Origin of the sequence: Lysinibacillus phoenicis (genome assembly GCF_047238325.1) — a bacterium.
GTDB classification, from domain to species: Bacteria; Bacillota; Bacilli; order Bacillales_A; family Planococcaceae; genus Lysinibacillus; species Lysinibacillus irui.
This window is the reverse complement of the sequence record NZ_JBDFMP010000002.1, coordinates 1,364,896-1,388,445: the sequence shown is the minus strand read 5'-3', so window position 1 is coordinate 1,388,445 and position 23,550 is coordinate 1,364,896. Positions and strand designations below refer to the sequence as shown.

Sequence of the window (23,550 nt, the reverse complement as noted above, 5' to 3'; positions counted from 1 at the left end):
GAATTCATAATATAATTTTTGTGAAAATTGATAGACTTTCCGTGCCAGAATTGCTTGGTGATGAATTCCTGGTGGCATGCAATGAGCCGCGCGATGCCACTTGAAAAGAACGCTGGCATAACCGAAATCAACTCCACGTCAATCGTTCTTTTTTAACAATATGAAAGCTAATTACATCAGCTTTAAACCGCTCCAAATAATTTTAATAAATTAATAATAATAATACCGATAACACCGAAGTCTGAATCACCAAAGGTTGTTCCTTCATAGCCAATGTCTCCCATAAAGATAAGAAGGATAGCTGGGATAAAACTAATTAATAAACCGTTAGCAAAAGCTCCTGCCATGGCACCAATTCTGCCGCCTGTGGCATTACCAAAGACGCCTGCTGCAGCACCTGTGAAGAAATGCGGAACAAGCCCTGGAACAATAACCTTTAGTCCGATGAAGGGGAGGATAAACATAGAAACCAACCCTGCTAAAAAACTAAAGATGAAACCAATGATGACGGCATTCGGTGCAAAGGGGAAGATGGTTGGGCAATCTAGTGCTGGCTTTGTATTTGGTACGAGTTTATCAGCAATTCCTTTAAAGGCTGGAATAATTTCTGCAATTAACATCCGAACGCCTGCTAAAATAATATAGACGCCTGCAGCAAATGTAATCGCTTGCATAATCGCGAAAATAATAAAGTTAGACCCATTAGACAATTGTGCCTCGATATAAGAACGTCCTGCGAAAAGAGCAACAATGACAAAGAATATAGCCATTGTTAAAGAAATAGCAACAGAAGTATCACGTAAAAAGCCAAGTGATTTTGGTACTTGTATGTCCTCTGTTGTTCTCGCTTTATTACCAACTAACTTGCCGATTTTGGCAGAAACATAATAGCCAACACTGCCAAAATGACCGACAGCAAAATCGTCACTACCTGTGATTTGTCGGACTGTTGGTTGTAAAATAGCAGGGAACACGACCATACAAAGACCGAGGATAATAGATCCGACAATAATAAGTGGTATACCACTCATCCCACCTACAGATAATGAAGCAGCGATTAAACAAGCCATAAATAATGTATGATGCCCAGTTAAAAAGATATATTTTAATGGCGTAAATCGCGCTAATAATAGGTTCATAATCATTCCGAATACCATAATCAGTGCAGTAGCTGTACCAAAGTTAGTCTGAGCAGCTGCCACAATAGCTTCATTGTTGGGAATGACCCCCTGTACTTGAAAGGCATGGTCGAACATTTTACTAAAATGATCTAAAGAGCCAATTAGGACAGTTGCTCCTGCACCAAGGATGACAAAGCCCATTATGGTTTTTAAAGTACCTGAAAGAACTGTAGAACTTGATTTCTTTTGGATCAGTAAACCAATCAATGCGAATAGGCCGACTAATATAGCTGGTGTTCCTAAAATGTCATACATGATAACATCTAACATATTCAACACCTCATCCTATCCAATTTTTTAAGTGTCTAAAGAAATGGTTCTAGCTTTTCTTTAATTTCCGCAATGCTCATCATATTAAAGATGCTCACAATGATTCCTTTGTCTTTTGCTAGTTCATTTACAATGTCGGCGGCGCCTAAATAAATATCTGCTGTCTCCGCCTTTGCGGATGCTAAATCCGTATGTGATACCTCAGCTTCTTTCCCTAATGACTCTAATGCTTTTTTGACATTTAACTCTAAAATAAAACTACTGCCTAAGCCGCTCCCACATACAACTAAAATTTTCATTCTGTTGACTCCTTTGTTGTATATTGTTTGATTTTCTCCCATAGCGTGTCTTGATGCTGACAGGCAATAAGGTCGTCAATCTGGTCAGGATTTTGTAATACTACTATCAAATCTGCCAAGGCTTGTAAATGTGACATATTATCGATGGCCGCTAACACAAAAATTAAGTAAACAGGCTGATTGGGACTGAAAAATACAGGCTTTTCTAAGCATAGCAAACTCATTCCTTGTTCATAAACGCCATCAGTTGGTCGCGCATGTGGAATGGCCACTTTCGGTGTGATAACGACGTAGGGACCATATTGCTCAATGGATTGAATCATAGCTTCGATGTAACGTTGTTCAATCTTGTTGTACTGTAATAATGGGCTTGCAGCTAAATGAATGGCTTCCTGCCACGAATGGACAAAATTTGCAAGCTGTATACAATCCTTTGTCAACAGCTTGGTTAGCAAGGACAACCCTCCTTTCTAAAAGAATAAAATGTCCCCATTTCATGTTATTACGGCTACCTGTGGAATTATGTCATGACGGAAGACTTTTTTAATTGTTGTGCAACTTCATCAATCGACTGTTTGACAAATTTATCAATCGTGTGATCTAAGCGCGTTTTAGGATAAATAAATTGAATTTTTCTCTTAAGTGTCACATCATGTAAATCCTTTTTTACTAGTAATCCGGATTTTAATTCTTCCTCTATTAAAGCAACAGATAAAAAAGCAACATTTTTTTCAAAGGTCAGCATCTTTTTAATCGTGCTTACAGAATCCAATTCAATCGTATACATAGAGGGCTGAAAAGGATTCATCCATTTTTCAATAAAGTGATTCGTGGAGCTAGAGGACGTGTGCAATAATAGTTTGTTTTTAAGAACATCTTCTTTTGTGATGTTCTTTTTTTTTGCTAGCTCGTGTGTAGGACTGCATGCCAAAACGAGTGCATCTTCACCAATAGTCTCGTAATGAAGTAAAGGATTTTCCTGTTTAGTTTCCATAATAAGTCCGTAATCTAACTCTTGCAGTGCAACTTTTTCTTCAATTTCAGGTGCTGTTTTTACTTCCAATGAAATGCGAATCTCTGGATAAGCTGTTGAAACTTGATGGATTAAATCTGGCATGAAAATATGCGCAGGCAATCCACTTGCCCCAAGTCGCAATGAGCCAATATGTCCTGCCAAAAGGGTTTCGACAAAACGATTCATATCCTTTTGGAGTTGAACGATTTGACGGGCATAATGATAAACACCCTCGCCAGCCTCTGTTAAACGATATCCTCCTGCATTTGTTCGAAACAAGCGAATGCCGTATTCCTCTTCAATAGAGCGGATATGAAAGGACACTGTAGGGGCTGTAATGCCAAGTTCTTTGGCAACAGGGGCTAATTTTTTTAATTCTACGAGTAAGCAAAATGCCTTTAATTTACTATTATTCATTTTATCCTCCTAAAGCAAATTAGAAAAAATCTTGCATTTACTTTAGTTTATTAGATTTATTTTAACGAGTTATTAATAGTAGATTAATATTTTCTAAATATCTGGAATTTATAGTTGTACATAACGAGGAGGATATGTATGAAAATCTCATTAACCAATATCGAGAAAAAATATGGGCAATCCCAAGCATTATGGCCTATCGATGTGGAGTTAGATCAACAATTCATTACCATTCTTGGACAATCAGGCTGTGGTAAAACAACCTTACTAAAATTGCTTGCAGGCCTTGAACAACCAACGAAAGGGGAAATTCGATTTGATGACACCGTAATTTATTCTTCGGAATCTCGCAAAAATGTCAAACCGAATAAACGCAATATTGCCATGGTTTTTCAGGATTTTGCACTGTGGCCACATATGACCATCTATCAAAATATTGCCTTTGGCTTAAAGGGGATTGTTCCTAAGTCAGACATTCCGGCTCGAGTGGAACATGTCATGCAAATGGTTAAAATGCAAGGCTATGAGCTACGGAAGCCTGGTGAATTATCGGGCGGCCAACAGCAACGGGTAGCATTAGCGAGGGCTTTAGCAACCAATCCTAAATTGATTTTATTTGATGAGCCACTGTCAGCTCTTGATGCTGTCCTCAGAGAGCAAATGCAAGACGAAATCATGCATCTTATTCATGAGCTTGATTGCCAGGCTATTTTTGTCACACACGATCAAACAGAGGCCATGACCATGTCTGATCAAATTATTGTCATGGAGGCAGGGAGGATTGCTCAAATCGGCTCACCAGAGGAAATTTATCGAGCACCAGCAACACCGTACGTAGCAGATTTTATTGGCAAAGTGAATTGGCTACAAAATGGACATTCCATTGTACGTCCTGAAGGCGTTTCGAGTATCCAACGCCCAGGGACGATAACGAAGCAAGCGGAGATTATGAAAAGTACGTTTGTGGGTGACCGTTATTTAGTGCAAGCACAGGTGGAAGGAAAGCCATGGAGTTTTTATGAAAATCATCCCTTAGAGCATGGAAAACGACTACAAGTATTTATTGATGAAAAACAAATCTATCAATTGGAGGGTTTACATTGAAAAAACGACGTTTTAAGTTATGGGCAACTGCTGGGATTTTATTGACATTAGCATTAGCAGGTTGTGGTAATAAAGAGGCAAAAGATGTGAAAGAAGCAAGTGCAAAGACACCGGAGGAGAAAGTACTGACGGTATATTCTGCTGGTCCAGATGGTTTAGCTGCAAATATTCAAGAAGCTTTTGAAGAAAAAACAGGGATCAAAGTTGAAATGTTTCAAGGAACTACTGGTAAAATTCTTTCTCGTTTAGAGGCAGAAAAAAATAATCCTGCAGCAGATGTTGTGGTGCTTGCGTCCGTTGCCTCCATGGATGGCTTAAAGGCAACAGATCAATTGCAAAGCTATCAAGATGCTGCCAACAAAGACAACATCAACAAGGACTGGTCTGATGGAGAGGGCTATTTCTATGGCTACAGTGCTTCAGCTTTAGGTATTGCTTATAATACGAAAAATACAACACAAATACCTGAAGATTGGTCCGATTTAGCAAAAGCCGACTGGCAAAACAAAATCAATATCCCCGATCCTAGCTTGTCTGGTTCTGCTGTTGATTTCTTATTCGGCTATACGGAAGCAGATAACAAGGCTTGGAGGACGATTGATACGTGGAAGAAAAATGGCTTACAAGTCAATGGTGCAAATAAAGAAGCATTAGATGCTGTTATTACGGGTGAGAAAAATGCCACGATTGCAGGCGTGGATTATATGGCGTATAAAGCAAAAGCGGACGGTGAGCCGGTAGAGATTATCTACCCGAAAAGTGGGACGGTAGTTAGTCCTCGTGCTGTTGGTATTTTAAAGGAAGCTAAACATGTAGAAGCTGCAAAGGCCTATGTTGATTTTTTACTGTCAGATGAAGGCCAAAAACTTGTAGCTGATGCTTATTTATTACCTGGAAATAAAGAGATTGCTGTTAAAAATCGAGCCGCATTAGATGAAATTCCACAGCTACATGTCGATTGGATTGGTGCCGAAGCTAAGCAGCTGGAAGTACTAACAAAGTTTACTGATTTATTTCGTTAAATAGGGGGGCTATACCTCCTTTTCAGTTTTCTATAGAAGGGTTGTAGTAGTCATGATTATGGAAAGAAGACGAGCTTTTGGATTTTTAATGGCACTTGTCACCGTTTTTGCTGTCGCTCCATTACTGGCAATATTATTTTATACCTTTACAAAAGAGGGGCAATTCGATGTTTCTCAGTTTGGCCGAATGTTCGAGCATGAAAGATTATGGCAGACACTTGCCAATTCAGTAGGTCTAGGGCTGTTCGTTATCATCGAGACAACGGTTATCGCTTTTCCTATGGCGTTTATCCGAACGAAAACAAGTTTATATCAATATGATTGGCTTGATATTGTGTTAACAATTCCATTTATGACACCGCCTTATATTGGTTCGATGGGCTGGATATTGTTTATGCAAGAAAACGGATTTCTTCAGCAACTAGTTCCAAGTGCGGCTTGGATGACGGACTCTTTCTTTTCTTTATTTGGCATGGTCATGATTATGAGCCTCCATCTCTTTCCGTTTTTGTATTTAATGTTAAAAAATACATTGCTACGAATGAATGGCTCGTTTTTAGATGCGGCACTTATTTTTGGAAGAAGTTCTTGGCGGAATTGGCTAACAGTTGTTTTACCACTTGTACTTTCAAGCTATGTTTTAGGCAGTCTACTCATTTTTATCAAAACGCTTGCTGAATTTGGAACTCCTGCCACATTTGGTAGTCGTATTGGATTTCAAGTATTTACAACCGAAATACACACGTATCTATCGAGATGGCCAGTCGATATTAGCATGGCGACCTCTCTCTCTTTATTTTTACTATCCGTTTGCTTAATCATTTGGTATTTCCAAAATCTTATTGGACGTCGTTATACGTATGGTGTACTTTCTGGAAAAACACCTGCTAAACGTGAAATCAAAGACAAGTGGTATATAAGAGCAAGCTCATGGATATTTGTAGGGATGGTCCTATTGCTGTCTATTGGTATACCTTATTTTTCTATTATCGTTACCTCTTTGCAAAAAGTAAGAGGAGATGGTTTACAAGCCGGAAATTTCAGCTTCGCTTCTTACCAGGAGGTATTTACAGCAGGAAGTGCAGGCTTAACGGCATTTATAAATAGCATTACTTTTTCAATTATGACAGCTATTATCACAGCCATTGTTGGATTATTAATTGCTCTTTATATTAAAAAAGGAGAAACCAAAAAACAACAGGTTTTAGATTTTTTTAGTTTAATGCCTAATATTATTCCAGGGATTGTTTTTGTTGTAGGGCTAATTATGTTTTGGAATGCTCCATGGCTGCCAGCAACCATTTATAACACGAAAGCAATGGTTGTTGTCACATATTGTGTTCTATTCCTACCCTACTCGGTACAGTATATTAAATCTTCGTTTTCCCAATTAGATGCTTCTATTTTTCAATCAGCCTCTATTTTTGGGCGTAGTAATTGGCATGTGTATCGTCGCATCATTCTTCCGTTATTAATGCAAGGGATTCTGACAGGAATGATGATGACCTTTATTATTTCAATGCGAGAGCTAGTAGCAGGTCTCCTCATTTTGCCGCCTTCTGTCGAGACAGGTGCCACATTTATCTATAGTCAATTTGAGCAAGGGAATGTAGGAGTAGGGATGGCGGTTGCTGTCATCACAGTCATTATGACAGTAATTTTTATGTTTCTATTAGATTGGCTGCAAAGACGAGGGGGTCAGGCCAATGCTTAATATTGACATTTTAGGTGGCGTTGGGGAGTATGGGCGCAATTGCTTTTATATTGAAAACCGAGGACAGGCTATATTATTGGATTGTGGCATTATGAAAAATGCTGAAAAAACGCCACCAAATTTAGCGCCTGCCCATATAAAAAAGCTACAAGCTGTCTTTATTTCCCACTCGCATATTGATCATGTAGGCGCATTGCCATTACTAAAAAAGATGGGGTATTCAGGACAAGTACTGATGAGCCACAGGACCGCACAGCAGCTTCAACAGCCTATACCAAATCTTCATACTTTCCATCCAGATTCCATAGGAAAATGGATTAAGGTTAATGACTGTATTGCCTTCCAATGGGGCTATAGCGGACATTTAATCGGAAGTGTGTGGTACAAAATTCAATTTTTTGATGAAGTACTTTTTTTCTCAGGCGATTATGTAGCCGATTCTTATTTGTTAAAAGCAACCCTACCAGAGGAGGACGGGACCGTTTATGATGTAGCATTTATTGATAGCGGCCATATAGAAAAATGTATTGATAATCTGGAAGTGTTACAGCAACTTGCTGCTTTCATTAAGGCTCAACCAAATCACGCTTTTATTTTTCCCTCCTCGTTTTCTGGCAAAACAGTTGATATGATCAGCTATCTTTCTGAACATACTTCGCGAGCTATCCATGTAGATACTAAATTACAAAATTTATTGGAGCAATATGATGAAGACCCTGACAACCTGTGGCCAAGCAAGAAGGTGTTGCCATTACGTCATCAGCACCTAGCGGACAGTGATCATATGCTTTATTTCTTTATGGAACAGAATGACGCTCGGTTAGAGGAGCTTGTAAAGAAGTATCCAACGGCCATTGTCATCCAAACTGGTTATGCACATTCCTCGCTTAAAAGAAAAGATTTGAATCGTCCTGTAACGGAGTTTTTTTATAAAACGCATCCTGACTATCGAGATCTTATGAAGCTGTCGCAATGTATTCATGCGCGAAAAACTATCTATTTTCATAGTACTCATACAAATTTAGCAACAACATTAAAAAGGGAGGAAATCAATTATGGTTAACTTGAAAAAATGGGCTGTATATATGTGTGTGATGGGTTTGACAATTATCAGTATTATGGGTGTAAGCACAACAAAGGTGAAAGCAGCAATTGAGCCAGGACATGAAATTAAATTCAATGTCAAATCAGAGCTTTTCACAGAATCATCCAATATTCTAGAGGTTTTTCAGGCGGTTAAGAAGGATGATGTGAAGATTTACTTTTATGATACGCCTGATCAATCCTTTCTCCAAAACGATTATATTCACCGCTTACGTGTATACAAAGGAAGCAATAAGATGGATATTACCTATAAAAAGCGCTTGTTGAATACACCATTGAGCGAAGCAATTGCAGAGACAGAAAGTCATGGCTTTACTGGTTCTGAATCCAATTACAAGTTTGAATTAGATATAAAGGGAAATCATCGTACGTTTACCATTAGTCGTAAAGAATCTTTAAAAACATCCTCGAATGTTTCTTACGATGAGGTAGATACGAGTGCTGCAAAAAAACTAATTCTTGATAATTCACCAAAGAAAATTCTAAATTGGGATTCTGATGCTTGGTATAAAAATACTTTATCTCAAGCCGTTGTGTACGGACCTGCTAATGCTACTACTTATAAAGGAAGCTTTTTTGGACACGATGCAGATATTGAGGTGTGGCAGTATAAAGGAGACATCATGGTTGAGCTTTCTACAAAAGTAGATCATGAGGCTCAGGCAGCCGTAATTGAAAAGCAATGGTATGAGCAGCTATTATTAGCTGGCTATTTAAGTGAAGACCAACGAGGAAAAACAGCTTTTGTCATGGATAAATAGGATATAATAAATTCGCAATATTTCGAACCAATGAGAAAGCTTTTATGTAATCATTGATAGAAATGTTGCGAATTTCTTCTTAGTGAGCGGAGATGTTAAAAAAGTAGGTCCTTGTTTGTTCTAACTTTGGTAATTTCGCTTACACTTACTATAGGACAATCTTTGGGTGATATGAGGGGGAAATGACATAGCAAAAAAAATGGGCATTGTTACGCTGCTTCTATTCGGTGTTTACGTGCTTTGTATGTACTGGTATATATTCCATAGTGGTGGAGGGAAAATACCTAGTGCTTTACAAGGAACGGTTGCAGATCCAGTGATGTTTATGTCTGGCAAGGAACTTTTTTTGAGTGGTGAATATTCAAAAATACGGAACTTTTTATTCTTTGTAGCGACACCTTTGGAGTGGCTTGTTTACTTTATGATTTTATTGCTGGGCGTCTCGCAGTATTTTGAGAAGGTGTCTACATCTCAATCGAAATGGAAGCTATTACAAAATGCAGGCTATCTATTCCTATTGTCTTTATTAGTCTATGTAGTTTTATTCCCACTTAACTATTATCGCTACTATCTTAGTAAAAGCTATGGGATTAGTACTCAAGCCTTTGGATCGTGGATGAAGGATGGAGTCATCGATTTTTGGATCAACTTTGGAATGAGCCTGATTATCGTTACCGTTATTTATTGGCTTATTAAAAAAAGCGAAAAAAGATGGTGGCTCTATGCATGGCTATTAACTATCCCATTTACAATTTTTGTAATGTTCATCCAGCCAGTAGTCATCGATCCTTTGTACAATGATTTTTATCCGCTAAAAAATAAAGAGCTAGAAACGAAGATATTGTCACTTGCTACGCAGGCAAATATCCCGGCAGAGCATGTTTATGAGGTGAATATGGCGGAAAAGACCAATTCCTTAAATGCTTATGTGACAGGGATCGGTAGCAATTCGAGAATTGTGTTATGGGATACCACCTTAAATAGACTTACGGACAATGAAATTTTATTTATCATGGCGCATGAAATGGGACATTATGTAGAAAAGCATATATATTTTGGAATCGCAGGCTATCTTCTGCTTACCTTAATAGGGTTGTGGATAACGGCGAAACTTATGCGGCGTCTAGTTGCACGATATGGACAGGTTTTGAAAATTAATAAAGTGAGTAGTATCTGCTCGTATCCATTATTTTTACTCATCACCTCCATTTTATTATTTGCTTCCAATCCAATGTCAAATTTCGTGTCAAGATATCAGGAAACACGAGCAGACCAATATGCGATTAACCTCATGAATGATCGTGAAGCGGCAGTAACAGCATTTCAAAAGCTAACAATTTCAGGCTTAAGTGAAGTCAATCCACCACTATTGGTGAAATGGTTCCGTTATACCCATCCACCAATGCTAGAGCGTATTTATAAGGTTGCTGATACAAGCGTTCACAAGGAGAATGGCCCTTTGAAGGAAGAACAAAAGAAAAAGTAAGGTCGTTAGGTTTTTCATTTAATGAAGTTGGGTAGTCTAAGAGAAAGTTCTATCAAAAATCGGTCGATTATAGGGGACATCATTATGCGTAATGTGATTATAATTACACTTTCTTCCATTGTAGTGGCCTTTGCTTATAATTTTTTGTTAATTCCTCATGAAATTCTCAGTGGTGGATTGAGCGGGATTGCCATCATGCTTGGGATTGTGACACCTTTAAATACAGGAGTGTTAAATCTACTCCTGAACTTGCCCTTGCTAATTATAGGTGTAATGAAGCTTGGCAAACGTTTTATTAGCTATACAATTCTTTCTGTGGCTGTTTTGTCAGTAAGTTTATATATTATTCCGGTTTACAAAGCGACACAAGAGCCAATCCTTGCATCGTTATTTGGTGGTGTCATTGTGGGTCTTGCAATGGGGCTAATTTTCCGTGCTGCAGGTTCCTCAGGGGGCTTTGATATTATTGCGATGCTTCTGAGCCGTAAACGAGATTTTCCTCTAGGTACTTTACTTGCCGCAATGAATGGTATTGTAGTGGCTGTTTCTGGTTTTGTCTTTAGTTGGGATGCTGCATTATTAACGCTTGTTTCTATTTATGCTACTGGAAAAGTGGTTGATACGATTCATACTAGCCATATTAAATTAACACTAATGATTATTACGAATAAAGGTGAGGAAGTTAAACAGCAGTTATTAGAAAAACTTCATCGAGGCGTAACCATTATTGATGCCAAGGGAGCCTACTCTGGTGAAGGTCGGAAAGTGTTAATCACTGTAATTACACGTTATCAACTTGCTGATGTGAAAAGCACAATCAAGGACACCGATCCTAAGTCATTTGTCAATATTCTACAGACGACAGAAGTAATAGGGATGTTTGATCGAGGTACAAGTAAATAACGCTATTTTCTACACACGTTTTCGATTATACTGACTATAATCGAACGTGTGTTTTTGTTATCTTCATTCTAAGAACATGATAACAAGTAAAACAAAGCTTATGGATTGAAAGGGGAATGTACGATGGAAAAGGAAAAGATTCATGCTTATTGTCTACAACTTCACGCAACAACCCATGACTATAAGGAAGAATGGCAGGCAGACCGTTATCATATTGGTGAGAAGATGTATGCCATGATTGGTGGAAAGGGGAGACTAGTACTTACGTTAAAATGTGAGCCTGCTCGTGCAGAGGTTTTACGTGAATCATATAACAGCATTATACCTGGCTATTATATGAATAAGACTCATTGGAATTCGATTTATATGGATGCTACAGAAGTCCCTATGGATTTGGTAGAGCAACTTATCCAACATTCGTATGAGCTCGTTTACAGTAAGCTAACAAAAAAAGCCCAAAAGGAAATTGGATTAAAAGAAACTAACTAAACGCAATGCATGCAAAAGTTTTAAAGCGCATTTACCTATCTTATTAGAGTAAATGCGCTCATGTAAAATTAAGAATGATAACCACGCTCACCAAAAGGCTTTAACGTGTCCAGCCATTTTTGCTCTAGTTTTTCGAGTTCTCTTTTAGCATCGAAATAGCCCTCTTCTTTTTTCTTCAAATATTCAACAATTTTCACTTCAAAAGCATCTTGGCCAAACGTATTGTAATCAGCTTGAAGCTCTTTATTGGTATGTGTATTTGTTTTTAGCATAAATTGAAAGCCATTTAGCCTTTTCAAGTTATTAAAGCTACCGACAAACACTTTTCCTGTTTGTGTATTAGTTATTGTAAAAACGCCTGCTTCAATTTTCATGTCTTTATACATTTCTTTTAACTCTTTTTTCTGATCCATGTGAAAAACCCGCTTTCTTATTTTTTTACCCAATAGGCACTACCGTCTGCTTTTCGGTCTAGAAATCCATATTCAATTAAGTAGCGACGAATATGGACATAGTCTTCATACATCGGTTTGATTACTTCATTCAATTCTTTTTCCGTGTATTGTTTTTCTGCGTCAAATAGCTTTGTTATGGCACGGAGTACTACAATTTTCTGCTTTTCTCGTTTAGGGAAACGTACTAGCTCCTTGCCGATACCATGTGGAAAGAATTTTTCTAATAATTGCTGTTCTTCCGAGTGGGTGACGTTGTAGCGATCGTCCACCATTGTAGCTGTTTTATGAATAGGCACAAATGGTTCCTCCTTCTGATCTTGTTCCTTCAATAACTCCATCATTACCAACAATGTTTTGGCTTGGCGTTCTTTTTCTTTTAACGCAAAACGGTGGTGGCGAATAGTCGTGGCACTTCCAATCTCTAATTCCTCTTTTATATCCTGGTCGGATTTACCTTCATAAAATAAGCGTAAAATATGACTTTGGTGTTCTGTTAAGCCTGTCATTTTTTTATTGAGACCATTTAAATAATGAAAGACAGATTGGTGTGCAACTGTTATATGTTGCTGCATCATTTTTTCCGCTTCATACAGTAAGCCTTCATAGGGATATATAATCCCTTTCTCTACTTTTTCACCGCACAATAAGCAAGTGAAATGTGTCTTTTCGTCGATGTAGCCCTTTTTGAGGTCGTTGATAGGAGCTTGCCAAAATAGTTCGTTTACATCCATGAGAAATCCTCCTATTTAACAAACGTTTTTGATATTCGTTTGTTAATTTATATTTAAAATAACAAAATGTTTATAAAAAATCAATGAAAACAATTCGTTTTATAAACGATGTGTCAATATGTTGGGGAAGCTTTTAAATTTTTACTAATACTAGATAAGCGAAAAAATAACCCTAGATGATGAAAACTATTTACAAATCGTAATGATTACTATATAGTTTTAAATCGTAAACATTACTATTTACAAGGAGGGTAACAATGAATAAAAAATGGTTAGTGCCATTTGCAGTAGCAACAATTGCTTCTACTTTAGTGGCGTGTCAGGAGAAAGAAAAAGAGGAGGATGTGGTTGCTAAAGCGACAGAGCATAGGGAGGACCATGAACAACATCACAATCACAGCCATGGGGAACAAACAGATAAGGATAAACAGATTTCCAAAGGTTATTTTGAGGATAGTGATATTACAGATCGCCCATTAACGAATTGGCAAGGTGAATGGCAATCTGTCTATTCCTATTTGTTAGATGGAACATTAGATGGGGTATTAGAGCATAAAGCTGCTCATGGCGATAAAACGGCTGAGGAATATAAGGAATATTACAAAGTTGGCTACCAAACAGATGTCACACAAATTGAAATTGCCGAAAATACAATGATATTTTATAGGAATGGAGAAGTTGTTACAGGTACATATGTGTATGATGGATATGAGATTTTAACATATGACAAAGGTAATCGTGGCGTTCGCTATATATTCAAGCAAACAGATGAAAATTCACAAGCGCCAACATATGTACAATTTAGTGACCATATTATTTCAGATCAAGCATCAACACATTTTCATATTTACTTTGGTGATGATCGTGCAGAGCTGTTAGAGGAGCTGGATAATTGGCCCACATTTTATCCGAAGTCATTAACAGGGGAGGAAATTGCTGAGGAAATGGAGGCTCATTAGTAGTAAATAGACACGAGGTTTCTGGAAGTCATTAAAATAATGGTTTCCATCGAAGTTGAAAATAATTTGTTTTAAAATTACTATATACGATAAAAACAGGCTGGAGCCAGCATTTTTTTTCCCATGTTTTATCCGTTAGAAGTAAGACTACTCGAAATGTAAATGCTTTCTAATTGGAAGTATGATTGATCACAAAATACACATTATAACCAATAAATACCTCCCAGGTTATTAGATTACTTTGGGAGGTATTTATCTGACTTTATAGATAGCTGTTTCTACAGAGGGGATGACTTGGTACATATTCTATTGACTAATCTTATTTATATTTTCTTTTGAAAAGCATGATAGACGCAGCTGCTAGTATGATAGTTGTGCTGACTATAATGAAAAAGCTAGTTGACGTACTAAGTATATTTCCATGAAGGTCATAGATGATGCCATAATTGATTTTATAATCCTCAACATAGGTAGTTGGCACACCATCAAATACTTGAGCAATAGAACCTTCCATAAAAGCATTTCGTAATAATAATGTTGTATGACTAATAGGGAAGTACATAATTAAATTTTGAGCAAAGTTTGGTAGTGCGCCTAGTGGTACATAGACACCACATAGAAATCCGAGTACTGTCCCGACGATTGTTCCTAATGTTGAGAAAGCACTTTGTGTTGAAACAAATAGCGAAAGGAATAAGTTAAAGACACTTGCAAGTAAGACAGCTAAAAATAAAATGCTGATGACTTGAACAAAACTTTGGAAGCTAAGAAGCTCACCACCGGTTGCTACAATAAATATCTCGCAGCCAATTAGGGCGATAAAGGTAAAAATACTTCCGATAATCAGTGCATTAACTACATAGCTCATCTGTATAGTGGCACGGGAAAGAGGAGCTGTTAAAAAATCCGCCTGCGTTTTGGATTCCTGATCCTTTACGGCAATGCCATATGCCCCAAGTGTAGTAGTAACAGCAATCATGGACAGTAATCCTGCTACAAGCCATTCATTGACAAGGGTAATTAATTCTGGTGTCGCTTCGGTTATTTGTTCAATGGCATCAATTTGCATCTTTTGGAGAAATACAGCGTAGAGCACAATGACAATCAGGACTGATAGTAGCGAAAAAAAGACTTGAGTCTTATCTCGCCTAAATACTTTACTATTACGCTGGACTATAGTTAACAATGCTTCCACTAAGCTACATCCTCCTCTGCCATTATGTGAATAAAGACATCATCCATAGACCCTTTAATGACCTCAAAGGAGGAAATAAGTGGCTCAGCCTTTTTTAATAGGGAGAGCGCTTCTAGAGTAGAATCCAAACGGATCGTATAGATGTTCTGTTTTTCGGTGTAGGGAATGGCAAGCTCTTCAAGCCATTTGACGCCATCTATAGGATGCTTGAAAACAAGGGCCATTGAATCATAAGTATACTTAGTCTTTAACGCATCAGGAGTCCCTTGTGCGACAATTTTCCCTTGTTTTAGGACAACAACTTGATGGGCGACTGCAGCTTCCTCCATATAATGTGTTGTTAAAAAAACGGTCATATTGGTTTCAAGTTGAAGCTGCTTAATGGCCTGCCAAACAAATTGTCTTGTTTGAGGGTCTAGTCCTGTGGTCGGTTCGTCTAGAAATAGAATTTGAGGACGATGAATAAGAGCGCGAGCGATATCAGCTCGTCTTTTTTGTCCTCCAGATAATGTTCCATACTTGTGCTTGTCAATATCTTCTAAATGTAAATACGTAGAGACAAATTGATAGTTTTCAGCAAGCTGTTTTTTCGATAAACCGTATGTTCTGCCTCGATGTAAAATGTTTTCACGCACTGTTAATCGCTCATCTAATAAATTTTGTTGGAATACAACGCCGATTGATTTACGGATATCCGCATTTTGATTGCTTGCATCAAGCGTGAAACCATTAATGGTTACTTGACCACTGGATTTTTTTAATAATGTACATAGAATCTCAATTGTTGTTGATTTTCCGGCACCATTAGCACCTAAAAAAGCGAAGAGCGTGCCTTGTTCAACTGTAAATGAAATGCCTTTGACTGCTTGATGTTCACCATATTGTTTACATAAATTTTCAACTTCTATCGCAAGGGTCATCTAGGCTAATCCTTTCTCTTTTGAATTTCTTGATTCATTTTTTCAATATCATTTAATTGAAGAACATAGAGAATACACCAAACAATCAAGTAAATAATGGCTTCCGCTATCAGTACATACCATACACCGGAATCAAACCAATGACCAAAATAGCCCGCGGTTAATACACATGCTGTCACCGCTACTAAATGCAATAGAAGCTGTATCGTAAAAGGCAATGGCTCAATATCAAAAATGATGGATAGCAGTCCAATTGCAATGCCAAGAATGGCTGCGATAATAATTTGTTCTAGTAACTCTGTACCTAATGCAACTTCATTGCTTGATAGGAGGCTTAACGTGACTAAGATGTACGAAGAGCTAAGTGAAATGAGTAGTCCAATAATCATCATGCGTAAGTACCTCATGCTATGAATCCCTCCCAATACCTAAGTGTCGCTTTAATTCTTTTAAATATTTTCGACTGACATGAATGGCTACATCATTTTCAAGAAGGAGTTGTGTTGTACCGATTTTGCCCATTTGAATGGAAGAAATTTTTTGAATATTAACAAGGGTGGATTTACTTACTCGTACAAAGTCTTTCGCTAGCTGTGCCTCTAGCTCATATAATTTTCGCTTTGACTCAAATTCTTGTTCATCCGTTTGCAAAAATACTTTGGCATCCTCTGCGTAAATGGAATAAATTTCAGAGATTTTTAGTAGATGAATTTCTTGTTGAAAATATCCATCTAGCATAGTAGTTTGGGATGCTTGCAGCTGTTTCATCAGTCTTTCAATTTGTTCGTTATATTCCTTGGCGTGTATATGAACCTCTGTTTCTTCAAGTTCATGATTGATGGTTAGATGAATTTTCATAGGAGGCCTCCTTTATTCTCCGGTTGGAGAAACGCTGAATCAGGTAATACTAATGTAGCATAGAAAATTTTAGTCAGGATAAATTGTTGGATAAGAGGTTAAATTTCCTCCATAACAGGTTCTTTTTTAGCAATAGCAGACAGCTCAAAGTCAGTCTGGTAGAAAAAAGGGGTAATAAAGGTCATAATAGGCTTATCCAGTTGTAAGGGGTTGCTAAAATGTTTGTTTTTGATAAACATATGCTTATCACATTATGTATTGGCCTCATCGGCGCTGTTGTTTTTCAGTTATTACATATTCCTATGCCTTGGCTATTAGGTGCGATTACAGCGGTGCTCATTGTACAATTGTCAACCAATGTACAATTGAAATGGCATCATTATTTCCGCAATTTTGGTTTAATTGTAGCCGGATATTCTATCGGCTATGCCTTTACACCGGAGGCCGTTCAGGATATTAAGCTCTTTTTAGGGAGCATGATCCTTTTAAATGTGTTATTTATTGTGCTATTTTTCGCTGTGAGTCTTCTTGTAGCCAAACGTACAGATATAGATTTTGCTACTGCTCTGACATGCTGTGTACCAGGGGGAATGTCACAGGTTGTAGCATTTGCGGAGGAGCAAGGAGATATGGATATGGCTGTCATCACCTTTTTTCAAATCCTTCGTGTTCTTTTAATCGTTGGCTTTGTGCCATTAATGGTGGCAGGCGCTGGTAGCAATAGTTCCCTTATTGAGGGAACATATTCATGGAGCCTTGTTGCTATCCTCGTTGTTTGTGGACTAGCTGGGTGGCTTGCTCAAAAGCTTAAAATTCCAACAGGTTATATGCTTGGTCCAGTGTTTTTATTGATGGGCATTAATATGGCTGGGATAGAAGTGCCTAAATTGCCATTATCCCTTTTGCATATTGCTCAACTAATGATAGGCATTTATATTGGATTACTTTTGAAAAAAGAGGATTTACATTTATCAAAGAAGCATATTTTTTATGCCTTTGTATCAGCAGGCATTTTTATCGGCGCAGCCTACGGGTTAACATTTATTATGACTAGTTTGTATAAGCTCGATTTTAGGACAGGCTTTTTAAGCGTTGTACCAGGTGGGCTAGATCAAATGGGGATTATCGCTGCTTCTGTACACGCAAATGTCACGATTGTTACGGCTTTCCAATTATTTCGTGTATTAGTGGTCTCGGTTTTCCTTGTGCCTGTGGTGAAAATGTTTGTGAAAAAAGCGAAAACATGAGGGACAGGATAATGACCCATCCTTCATGTTTTTTTAATTGTTCGAGCATCTAGTGTCAATGATGCCATGTAACATGGAAAAATCTAATAAATTTAACCCTTTCCAAATAATCTGAATAATGTTATGATACAAATAACTATGACGAACGGAGGTGAAAAGGAATGAATAAAAACGCTACGAAAACATGTGTAAAAGTGGATACAGCTATGTATTTTGCACGTGTAATTACTTTCGATTTTGCTAACAACGGGATATGTCTGTCCATTTTTAAGCAAAATCAAATAACAAACGTAGCGAATTAACCATTCTTTTTCACAAATGTAAATGAGAAGAAGACTGCTTGTTAATGAGCAGTCTTTTTTGTGTTTAAAAGATGTTTTCGCACGTTTCATTGGAGGAAAAAACGATGCAAATGAAAGCTGAACAAATACAAAAAATTATGGGTGGAAATATATTATTTGAAAATTTACAGCTCGAGGTCAATAGCGGTGAACATGTGGCCATTGTTGGCGTGAACGGAAGTGGCAAAACTACTCTATTACAGCTATTGGCAGGCGTAGATGTACCGGATAAGGGACGTATTATCAAAAGTAAAGATGCCACAATTGGCTACTTACATCAAATCCCACAATATCCACTACATGCTGTGCAAGAAGTACTGGAGGAGGCATTTGCGGATATTTATGCTTTAAAGGCTAAAATGACGGCACTTGAGCAAGAGATGCAGTCGGCTGTAACAGATAAAATACTGCTACAATACGGGCAAGTTCAGGAGCAGTTTATGTTACTAGGGGGATATGAAGTAGAAGCACAGTTGGCAATGATTGCAAATGGACTTGGCATTACAGATATGCTGGATCAGCCTTTTAGTAGCTTAAGTGGTGGAGAAAAAACAAAGGTGATGCTTGGGCAAATTTTATTAAAAAGGCCTTCGATTTTATTACTGGACGAACCAACAAACCATCTTGATATGCAAGCAATTGAATGGCTGGAACACTATGTGCGAAATTTTGATGGCATTGTTATTGTCGTTTCTCATGACCGACATTTTATGAATCAAATAGCACATAAAATTATTGAAATTGAGGATGGAGAGGCATTCACATATAGCGGTAATTATGATGCCTTTATGGCTCAAAAAGAGGCGAAGATTGAACAGCAGTTTGCTGACTATGAAGAGCAGCAAAAGAAAATTAAAAAAATGCAGGAAACGATAAAACGATTAAAGCAGTGGGCGAATGAAGCAAACCCACCCAATGCCTCCATGCATCGACGTGCTAAAAGTATGGAGAAAGCATTAGCGCGCATCGAGCGAGTGAAGAAGCCGATCACTAAAAAGAAAATGAATTTAGCTCTCACGATGGCTGAACGCAGTGGTAAAGAGGTGGTGCACCTACAGGCTATTCATCACGGATATGATAAACCTTTATTCAAGGACAGCAACCTTGCCGTCTATTTTGGGGAAAGGGTAGCCATTGTTGGGAGCAACGGTAGTGGGAAATCAACTTTATTAAAAATGATAGTAGGAGAAATTGTACCCAATCGTGGTGTCTGCCATATCGGTAGTAATGTAAAATTCGGCTATCTATCTCAGCAGTTTGAACATCATAATCCTACTATTCGTTTAATTGATGCCTTCCGAGAGAGTGTCGCAGTGTCCGAGGCTGAAGCACGTCATATTCTCGCACGATTTTTGTTCTATGGCTATGATGTCTTTAAAAAAGTGAAGGATTTAAGTGGCGGAGAAAAAATGCGCTTACGCCTGGCACAATTAATGCATGAGGATATTAATGTATTGATATTAGATGAGCCGACCAACCATTTGGATATTGAAGCAAGAGAGGTATTGGAAGAGACACTGGAATCCTTTGAGGGGACTATTATTGGTGTGTCACATGACCGCTATTTCCTACAGAAGATCTTTGCGAAAACGGCGTGGATTGAGGATCAAGTCATTCATGTTTTTGAGGGAGATTATGAATGGGCAAGACAAAAGAGACAGGAATTTTCCAAGAAAAAAGTGGTTGAAAAAGAAATACTCGCAAAAGTGCAGCCAGCAAAGAAAGAGCTTTCGATTGACCAACAAATTGAAAAAATAGAGGCAAAACTACAGGAACCTTCGCTTGCAACAGAGCAACGACAGAAGCTAGAAAAGCAATTAGAGGAGTTATATGAACGTTGGATGGAAGAGGGGACAGGAAATGCTTAATTTAGAACGTATTATGCAACTTGATATCGATTATTTAAAGAGTTTTAGTGAGATGGAAGAATGGAAAGAGGGAGCCTTATTTTACAATAAGACAATCCCAACCTATTATGATGCAAATCATGCACATATTTGGAGAAAGATTGATCATCCCAATGTTTTTTTGCAAGACATAAAGGATTTTTATCAATCAAAGTCACTGATCCCGCGGATGTATCTATACAACGTGGAAGACAATCATTCTTGTCTCGATGCACTAGAGAAGAACGGATTCCAATATGAAGATTTTCAGGATGATATCCAGTGTTGGAATGGTGAGTATGTGCAACTAACGCCTAATCCTGCGATTCAAATTGAACGGGTAACAGATACGAATATGGAGGAAGCATTAGCAATAGAAATGAGCATTTCTGCATTTGGGGAGCCTACTCTAATTAAACAGGCATTTGAGCAAACCTATCATTCACCAAACTTTACGTACTATTTATTAAAACTTGGTGGTGTGGCTTGTTGCACAGCAAATATATTTATCTCAGGAAATCAAGGACGGATTGAGAGTGTCGCAACGCTTGAAAGCTATCGAGGACGTGGCCTAATCGGCTATATATTGCAGCATATCCAACAACAATCAGTAAAGCTCGGACTAGAGTATCTTTGGATTTTACCGATTAGTGAGCAGGTTGCGAAAGTCTATGCCAAAGCAAACTTTCAATCAGTCGGCACTATTACATCCATTCATGCCTTTACAGAAGGTAAAAGCATTAAAGAAATACGACAAGACGTCTAAATCAATTAAACGTCGCCCATTTCCTGTGAAACTCACAAGGAATTGGGTGACGTTTTTTAGAACGTTACTTGCCAGTTAAGATTACAGGTTGCTTGGATGTAAGAATGCTTTAAAATATAATCAGCAATTAGCTCTGTCATGTCGATTTGTATTTCCTTTACCACATAGGGGCCCATTTAATTTTTGCGACGAACGCCTACAAATGGTCACAGGTAGGCTCTATTTTATTGGGGCTTGTTATTCTCATTCTAGTCGTGGAATATGTTTCGAATCGTGTGCGAACCAAGCTTGTAAAGGGGGAAGTCTTGATTTCTGAAAAATAGTAAAGTCCTGAATAGTATACTATTCGGGATTTTTGATTTATTGTTAAAAAGAAGGATTTTCAATTATTAAAAGTTTTTTACTTGAAAAATTACCGTATTCGATTTATTGTCTTTAGAGATACTTGTTTAATGGACTTGGAGGATATGGAATGCACGGAATTTATATATGCTATAATGTCTCAAAAGAAACCCCAGCAGCACAATGGCCCAAAAAAATGGATGCATTTGCGTATGTTCAACGAGGAAAACCACAACAAGACAATGACAACTTGCTGTCAATAGAAGAGCTAAAAAGCCATGCTATTCGCTATATTAAAAGCTTAAAAGATAATGCAAGTGTCCATTTAGTAGAGCAACGCAACGGCGAAATTGAGCATTTTGATCGACGCTATATGGAATCCTTAAAATTAAAGGAAAGCATCGATTCACAGCTTATTAATTTAGAAGAAATCCGTTTATTATTGCAATTAATGAATGTCTTGAATTTATCGCATGCATTCGGTGAAAATGCTGGAAAGCTCTTACGTCAAATTACTCCTTATGCAAAAGAGGTAGAGCATCCAACATTCCAAACTACTCGTGTTGAGCGACATTTTTATTCGGAATTAATAGAACAAATAGAAATGGTGTATGTTCGAATTATGCGACAACACAACCCATCTACAACGGAAATGCAGCAATCAGAAAAGCTGTGGACAACAGTCTGTGAGCAAGCAATAGAAAAGGTAGAGGCACGAATTGAACGTTTATCATCTATCAAATTAAAACATGAGAAAAATTTGCTAGAGTTTAGTCACTTAAAACAGCAAAATATCGAGGCAAAGGAACGCTTAGATTTAGCTGTTAATGAACTGGATGAAATTTTAAATGTATTAGAATCTTAAAAAAGCATGTCTACCGATTGGAGAGCCAGTCGGTGACATGCTTTTATCTTGTAGACAGATAGAAACGCCAAATTGCCCGATAAAAGCTACAATGTGACGGATAGAAAAGAAAAAACGGTGGATTAAGCCGTAGAAGTGACGGATACCACTAATCTTATTTTGTTTTTTCTTCTGTTTGTTCCCGTTTGCTTTGGCGTGAAATACGCAGTAAATCAAGTCCAAGCAACACAACAATGATATAGAATAGAGGACTTGTGAACGATAAGCCAATTTGTGATTGACCACCAAGCAATGTTAAAACAATCCATAGCGCGACTGTATATAGTGTTAAACCAATATAGGCCTTTTTGGATAATTTTTTATATCTACCTTTGTCGATAGCTAGCTGTATGATGACTAAAACAACTAATATCAGTAGAATTATTTTTTTAGTTAATAGTGCAGCCATCGCAGTGTCAGGAAAGAAATCATTGACGAATAATAACGTGAAAAATACTAAAATAACAAAATTGATGATAGTCGAAAGCTTCATGCCGTATCTCCTTAGTTGCCATAATTCCTTTCTATTGTAACATGGTTCGACATAAAGAAAAAAATAATACTTGAAGAAAATATTTGAAAATTTTTGAAACTTTCCTATGTGACATCCGTATAGTAGGTAATATGATGAAAAGGGGTGAGCAACTTGACGCTATTTGGCTATTCACTCGAACAAATCTTTTTAGTGGTTTTGATTTTCGCTGGCCTTGCCACAATATTAGTTATGTTTTTTGGTGATGCTGTCGAAGGTATTGGGGAAGGACTACCCATTTTGAATCCGAGTGTCATTCTATCTTTCATTACGTTGATGTCAGCAGCAGGATTTATTTTAGAAAAACTAGCCTTATTCTCTAGCGTTTGGAATATCATTGCTGCATGTATCATTGGCGCTATTTTAAGTACTTTATTTTATTTATTCGTTCTCGTTCCGCTACGGTCTGCTGATGTTTCTTTAGCTTATACCGAGGAATCACTAGGTGGGCAATTAGGGAGAGTCATTGTTCCCATTCCAGTAGATGGCTTTGGAGAGGTTGTCATCGAAACGACAAGCGGCATGATTTCAAAGCGGGCAACTGGCTATGATAATGAAGCGATTGCTTATGATGAGACCGTACTTGTAGTGGATGTGAAGGACGGTACACTTTTTGTTAGAACGTATGAGAAAAAATTTGTTTAAAGGG

Annotated in this window: 26 protein-coding genes; 15 read left to right on the top strand and 11 right to left on the bottom strand. The window is 37.7% G+C overall.

The genetic code is table 11. The annotated features are described in order from the left end of the window. Positions 1 to 182: 182 nt before the first annotated feature. From ulaA to ABC382_RS08460, 4 genes are all read right to left on the bottom strand, one after another. Entirely contained in the window at positions 183 to 1,451 is a 1,269-nt protein-coding gene (gene ulaA, locus ABC382_RS08475; RefSeq protein ID WP_322610404.1) for a PTS ascorbate transporter subunit IIC, read from the bottom strand. A 35-nt stretch (positions 1,452 to 1,486) separates the two neighbouring features. Continuing rightward, positions 1,487 to 1,750, bottom strand: coding sequence for a PTS sugar transporter subunit IIB (locus tag ABC382_RS08470; protein ID WP_322610405.1), 264 nt, complete (start codon positions 1,748 to 1,750; stop codon positions 1,487 to 1,489). Further along, entirely contained in the window at positions 1,747 to 2,205 is a 459-nt protein-coding gene (locus tag ABC382_RS08465; protein ID WP_274796297.1) for a PTS sugar transporter subunit IIA, read from the bottom strand. The genes ABC382_RS08470 and ABC382_RS08465 overlap by 4 nt, the downstream gene beginning before the upstream one ends. A gap of 65 nt (positions 2,206 to 2,270) precedes the next feature. Beyond that, complete coding sequence (locus tag ABC382_RS08460) at positions 2,271 to 3,182, bottom strand: LysR family transcriptional regulator (RefSeq protein WP_322610406.1); 912 nt, start codon at positions 3,180 to 3,182, stop codon at positions 2,271 to 2,273. A 138-nt stretch (positions 3,183 to 3,320) separates the two neighbouring features. Between ABC382_RS08460 and ABC382_RS08455 the strand changes: the two genes are divergently transcribed. The 8 genes from ABC382_RS08455 (at position 3,321) to ABC382_RS08420 (ending at position 11,765) form a co-directional block, all read left to right on the top strand. Beyond that, positions 3,321 to 4,286 (top strand): ABC transporter ATP-binding protein, encoded by a 966-nt coding sequence (locus ABC382_RS08455; RefSeq protein WP_322610407.1) that lies wholly within the window; start codon positions 3,321 to 3,323, stop codon positions 4,284 to 4,286. Then, positions 4,283 to 5,308, top strand: a complete 1,026-nt coding sequence (locus tag ABC382_RS08450) for an ABC transporter substrate-binding protein (RefSeq protein ID WP_322610408.1) — start codon at positions 4,283 to 4,285, stop codon at positions 5,306 to 5,308. Before ABC382_RS08455 ends, ABC382_RS08450 begins: the two co-directional genes overlap by 4 nt. A gap of 52 nt (positions 5,309 to 5,360) precedes the next feature. Beyond that, on the top strand, positions 5,361 to 7,022 hold the full coding sequence (locus tag ABC382_RS08445; RefSeq protein WP_322610409.1) for an ABC transporter permease: 1,662 nt from the start codon (positions 5,361 to 5,363) through the stop codon (positions 7,020 to 7,022). After that, positions 7,015 to 8,085 carry an MBL fold metallo-hydrolase gene (locus tag ABC382_RS08440; protein ID WP_322605348.1) on the top strand — a complete coding sequence of 357 codons (1,071 nt, stop codon included), beginning with the start codon at positions 7,015 to 7,017 and terminating at the stop codon, positions 8,083 to 8,085. Before ABC382_RS08445 ends, ABC382_RS08440 begins: the two co-directional genes overlap by 8 nt. After that, on the top strand, positions 8,078 to 8,887 hold the full coding sequence (locus ABC382_RS08435) for a hypothetical protein (RefSeq protein ID WP_412926707.1): 810 nt from the start codon (positions 8,078 to 8,080) through the stop codon (positions 8,885 to 8,887). Before ABC382_RS08440 ends, ABC382_RS08435 begins: the two co-directional genes overlap by 8 nt. A gap of 187 nt (positions 8,888 to 9,074) precedes the next feature. Next, positions 9,075 to 10,373, top strand: coding sequence for a M48 family metallopeptidase (locus ABC382_RS08430; protein WP_322605471.1), 1,299 nt, complete (start codon positions 9,075 to 9,077; stop codon positions 10,371 to 10,373). An 84-nt stretch (positions 10,374 to 10,457) separates the two neighbouring features. After that, positions 10,458 to 11,276 (top strand): YitT family protein, encoded by an 819-nt coding sequence (locus tag ABC382_RS08425; protein WP_412926706.1) that lies wholly within the window; start codon positions 10,458 to 10,460, stop codon positions 11,274 to 11,276. Between the two features lie 123 nt (positions 11,277 to 11,399). Further along, positions 11,400 to 11,765 carry an MmcQ/YjbR family DNA-binding protein gene (locus ABC382_RS08420; RefSeq protein WP_322610410.1) on the top strand — a complete coding sequence of 122 codons (366 nt, stop codon included), beginning with the start codon at positions 11,400 to 11,402 and terminating at the stop codon, positions 11,763 to 11,765. Positions 11,766 to 11,833: 68 nt separating this feature from the next. On the opposite strand, the gene ABC382_RS08415 is transcribed toward ABC382_RS08420, so the two are convergent. Together ABC382_RS08415 and ABC382_RS08410 are read right to left on the bottom strand one after the other, a co-directional pair. Further along, positions 11,834 to 12,178: a GIY-YIG nuclease family protein gene (locus ABC382_RS08415; protein WP_312505692.1), complete on the bottom strand. Its 345-nt coding sequence runs from the start codon at positions 12,176 to 12,178 to the stop codon at positions 11,834 to 11,836. 17 nt (positions 12,179 to 12,195) lie between these two features. Further along, complete coding sequence (locus ABC382_RS08410) at positions 12,196 to 12,951, bottom strand: DUF2087 domain-containing protein (RefSeq protein WP_274796308.1); 756 nt, start codon at positions 12,949 to 12,951, stop codon at positions 12,196 to 12,198. Positions 12,952 to 13,208: 257 nt separating this feature from the next. Here ABC382_RS08410 and ABC382_RS08405 point away from each other — a divergent pair, with 257 nt between their 5' ends. Further along, a complete protein-coding gene (locus ABC382_RS08405; protein WP_274796309.1) occupies positions 13,209 to 13,910 on the top strand; it encodes a ZinT family metal-binding protein in 702 nt (233 codons plus the stop codon). Positions 13,911 to 14,229: 319 nt separating this feature from the next. Here ABC382_RS08405 and ABC382_RS08400 read toward each other — a convergent pair whose 3' ends face one another. Genes ABC382_RS08400 through ABC382_RS08385 form a run of 4 tightly spaced genes read right to left on the bottom strand, consistent with a single transcriptional unit; the run spans position 14,230 to position 16,883 of the window. Continuing rightward, positions 14,230 to 15,105, bottom strand: a complete 876-nt coding sequence (locus tag ABC382_RS08400; protein WP_322605346.1) for an ABC transporter permease — start codon at positions 15,103 to 15,105, stop codon at positions 14,230 to 14,232. Next, positions 15,105 to 16,025, bottom strand: a complete 921-nt coding sequence (locus tag ABC382_RS08395; protein ID WP_322605345.1) for an ABC transporter ATP-binding protein — start codon at positions 16,023 to 16,025, stop codon at positions 15,105 to 15,107. The genes ABC382_RS08400 and ABC382_RS08395 overlap by 1 nt, the downstream gene beginning before the upstream one ends. A gap of 5 nt (positions 16,026 to 16,030) precedes the next feature. Beyond that, positions 16,031 to 16,432, bottom strand: coding sequence for a DUF3021 domain-containing protein (locus ABC382_RS08390; RefSeq protein ID WP_274796312.1), 402 nt, complete (start codon positions 16,430 to 16,432; stop codon positions 16,031 to 16,033). A 1-nt stretch (position 16,433) separates the two neighbouring features. Continuing rightward, the gene (locus ABC382_RS08385) at positions 16,434 to 16,883 is read right to left on the bottom strand and encodes a LytTR family DNA-binding domain-containing protein (RefSeq protein ID WP_322605344.1); all 450 of its coding nucleotides are present in this window, start codon (positions 16,881 to 16,883) and stop codon (positions 16,434 to 16,436) included. A 218-nt stretch (positions 16,884 to 17,101) separates the two neighbouring features. Here ABC382_RS08385 and ABC382_RS08380 point away from each other — a divergent pair, with 218 nt between their 5' ends. From ABC382_RS08380 to ABC382_RS08360, 5 genes are all read left to right on the top strand, one after another. Continuing rightward, entirely contained in the window at positions 17,102 to 18,130 is a 1,029-nt protein-coding gene (locus ABC382_RS08380; protein WP_312505686.1) for an AbrB family transcriptional regulator, read from the top strand. A gap of 161 nt (positions 18,131 to 18,291) precedes the next feature. Beyond that, on the top strand, positions 18,292 to 18,432 hold the full coding sequence (locus ABC382_RS08375; protein ID WP_322610411.1) for an RAxF-45 family protein: 141 nt from the start codon (positions 18,292 to 18,294) through the stop codon (positions 18,430 to 18,432). Between the two features lie 104 nt (positions 18,433 to 18,536). Next, positions 18,537 to 20,339 carry a ribosomal protection-like ABC-F family protein gene (gene abc-f / locus ABC382_RS08370; RefSeq protein WP_322610412.1) on the top strand — a complete coding sequence of 601 codons (1,803 nt, stop codon included), beginning with the start codon at positions 18,537 to 18,539 and terminating at the stop codon, positions 20,337 to 20,339. Then, positions 20,332 to 21,123 carry a GNAT family N-acetyltransferase gene (locus ABC382_RS08365; protein ID WP_322610413.1) on the top strand — a complete coding sequence of 264 codons (792 nt, stop codon included), beginning with the start codon at positions 20,332 to 20,334 and terminating at the stop codon, positions 21,121 to 21,123. The genes abc-f and ABC382_RS08365 overlap by 8 nt, the downstream gene beginning before the upstream one ends. A gap of 472 nt (positions 21,124 to 21,595) precedes the next feature. After that, positions 21,596 to 22,330 (top strand): hypothetical protein, encoded by a 735-nt coding sequence (locus ABC382_RS08360; protein ID WP_274796317.1) that lies wholly within the window; start codon positions 21,596 to 21,598, stop codon positions 22,328 to 22,330. 154 nt (positions 22,331 to 22,484) lie between these two features. Here ABC382_RS08360 and ABC382_RS08355 read toward each other — a convergent pair whose 3' ends face one another. Continuing rightward, the gene (locus tag ABC382_RS08355) at positions 22,485 to 22,862 is read right to left on the bottom strand and encodes a hypothetical protein (protein WP_274796318.1); all 378 of its coding nucleotides are present in this window, start codon (positions 22,860 to 22,862) and stop codon (positions 22,485 to 22,487) included. Positions 22,863 to 23,015: 153 nt separating this feature from the next. Between ABC382_RS08355 and ABC382_RS08350 the strand changes: the two genes are divergently transcribed. Next, positions 23,016 to 23,546 (top strand): NfeD family membrane protein, encoded by a 531-nt coding sequence (locus ABC382_RS08350; protein WP_313470677.1) that lies wholly within the window; start codon positions 23,016 to 23,018, stop codon positions 23,544 to 23,546. Positions 23,547 to 23,550: the final 4 nt, after the last annotated feature.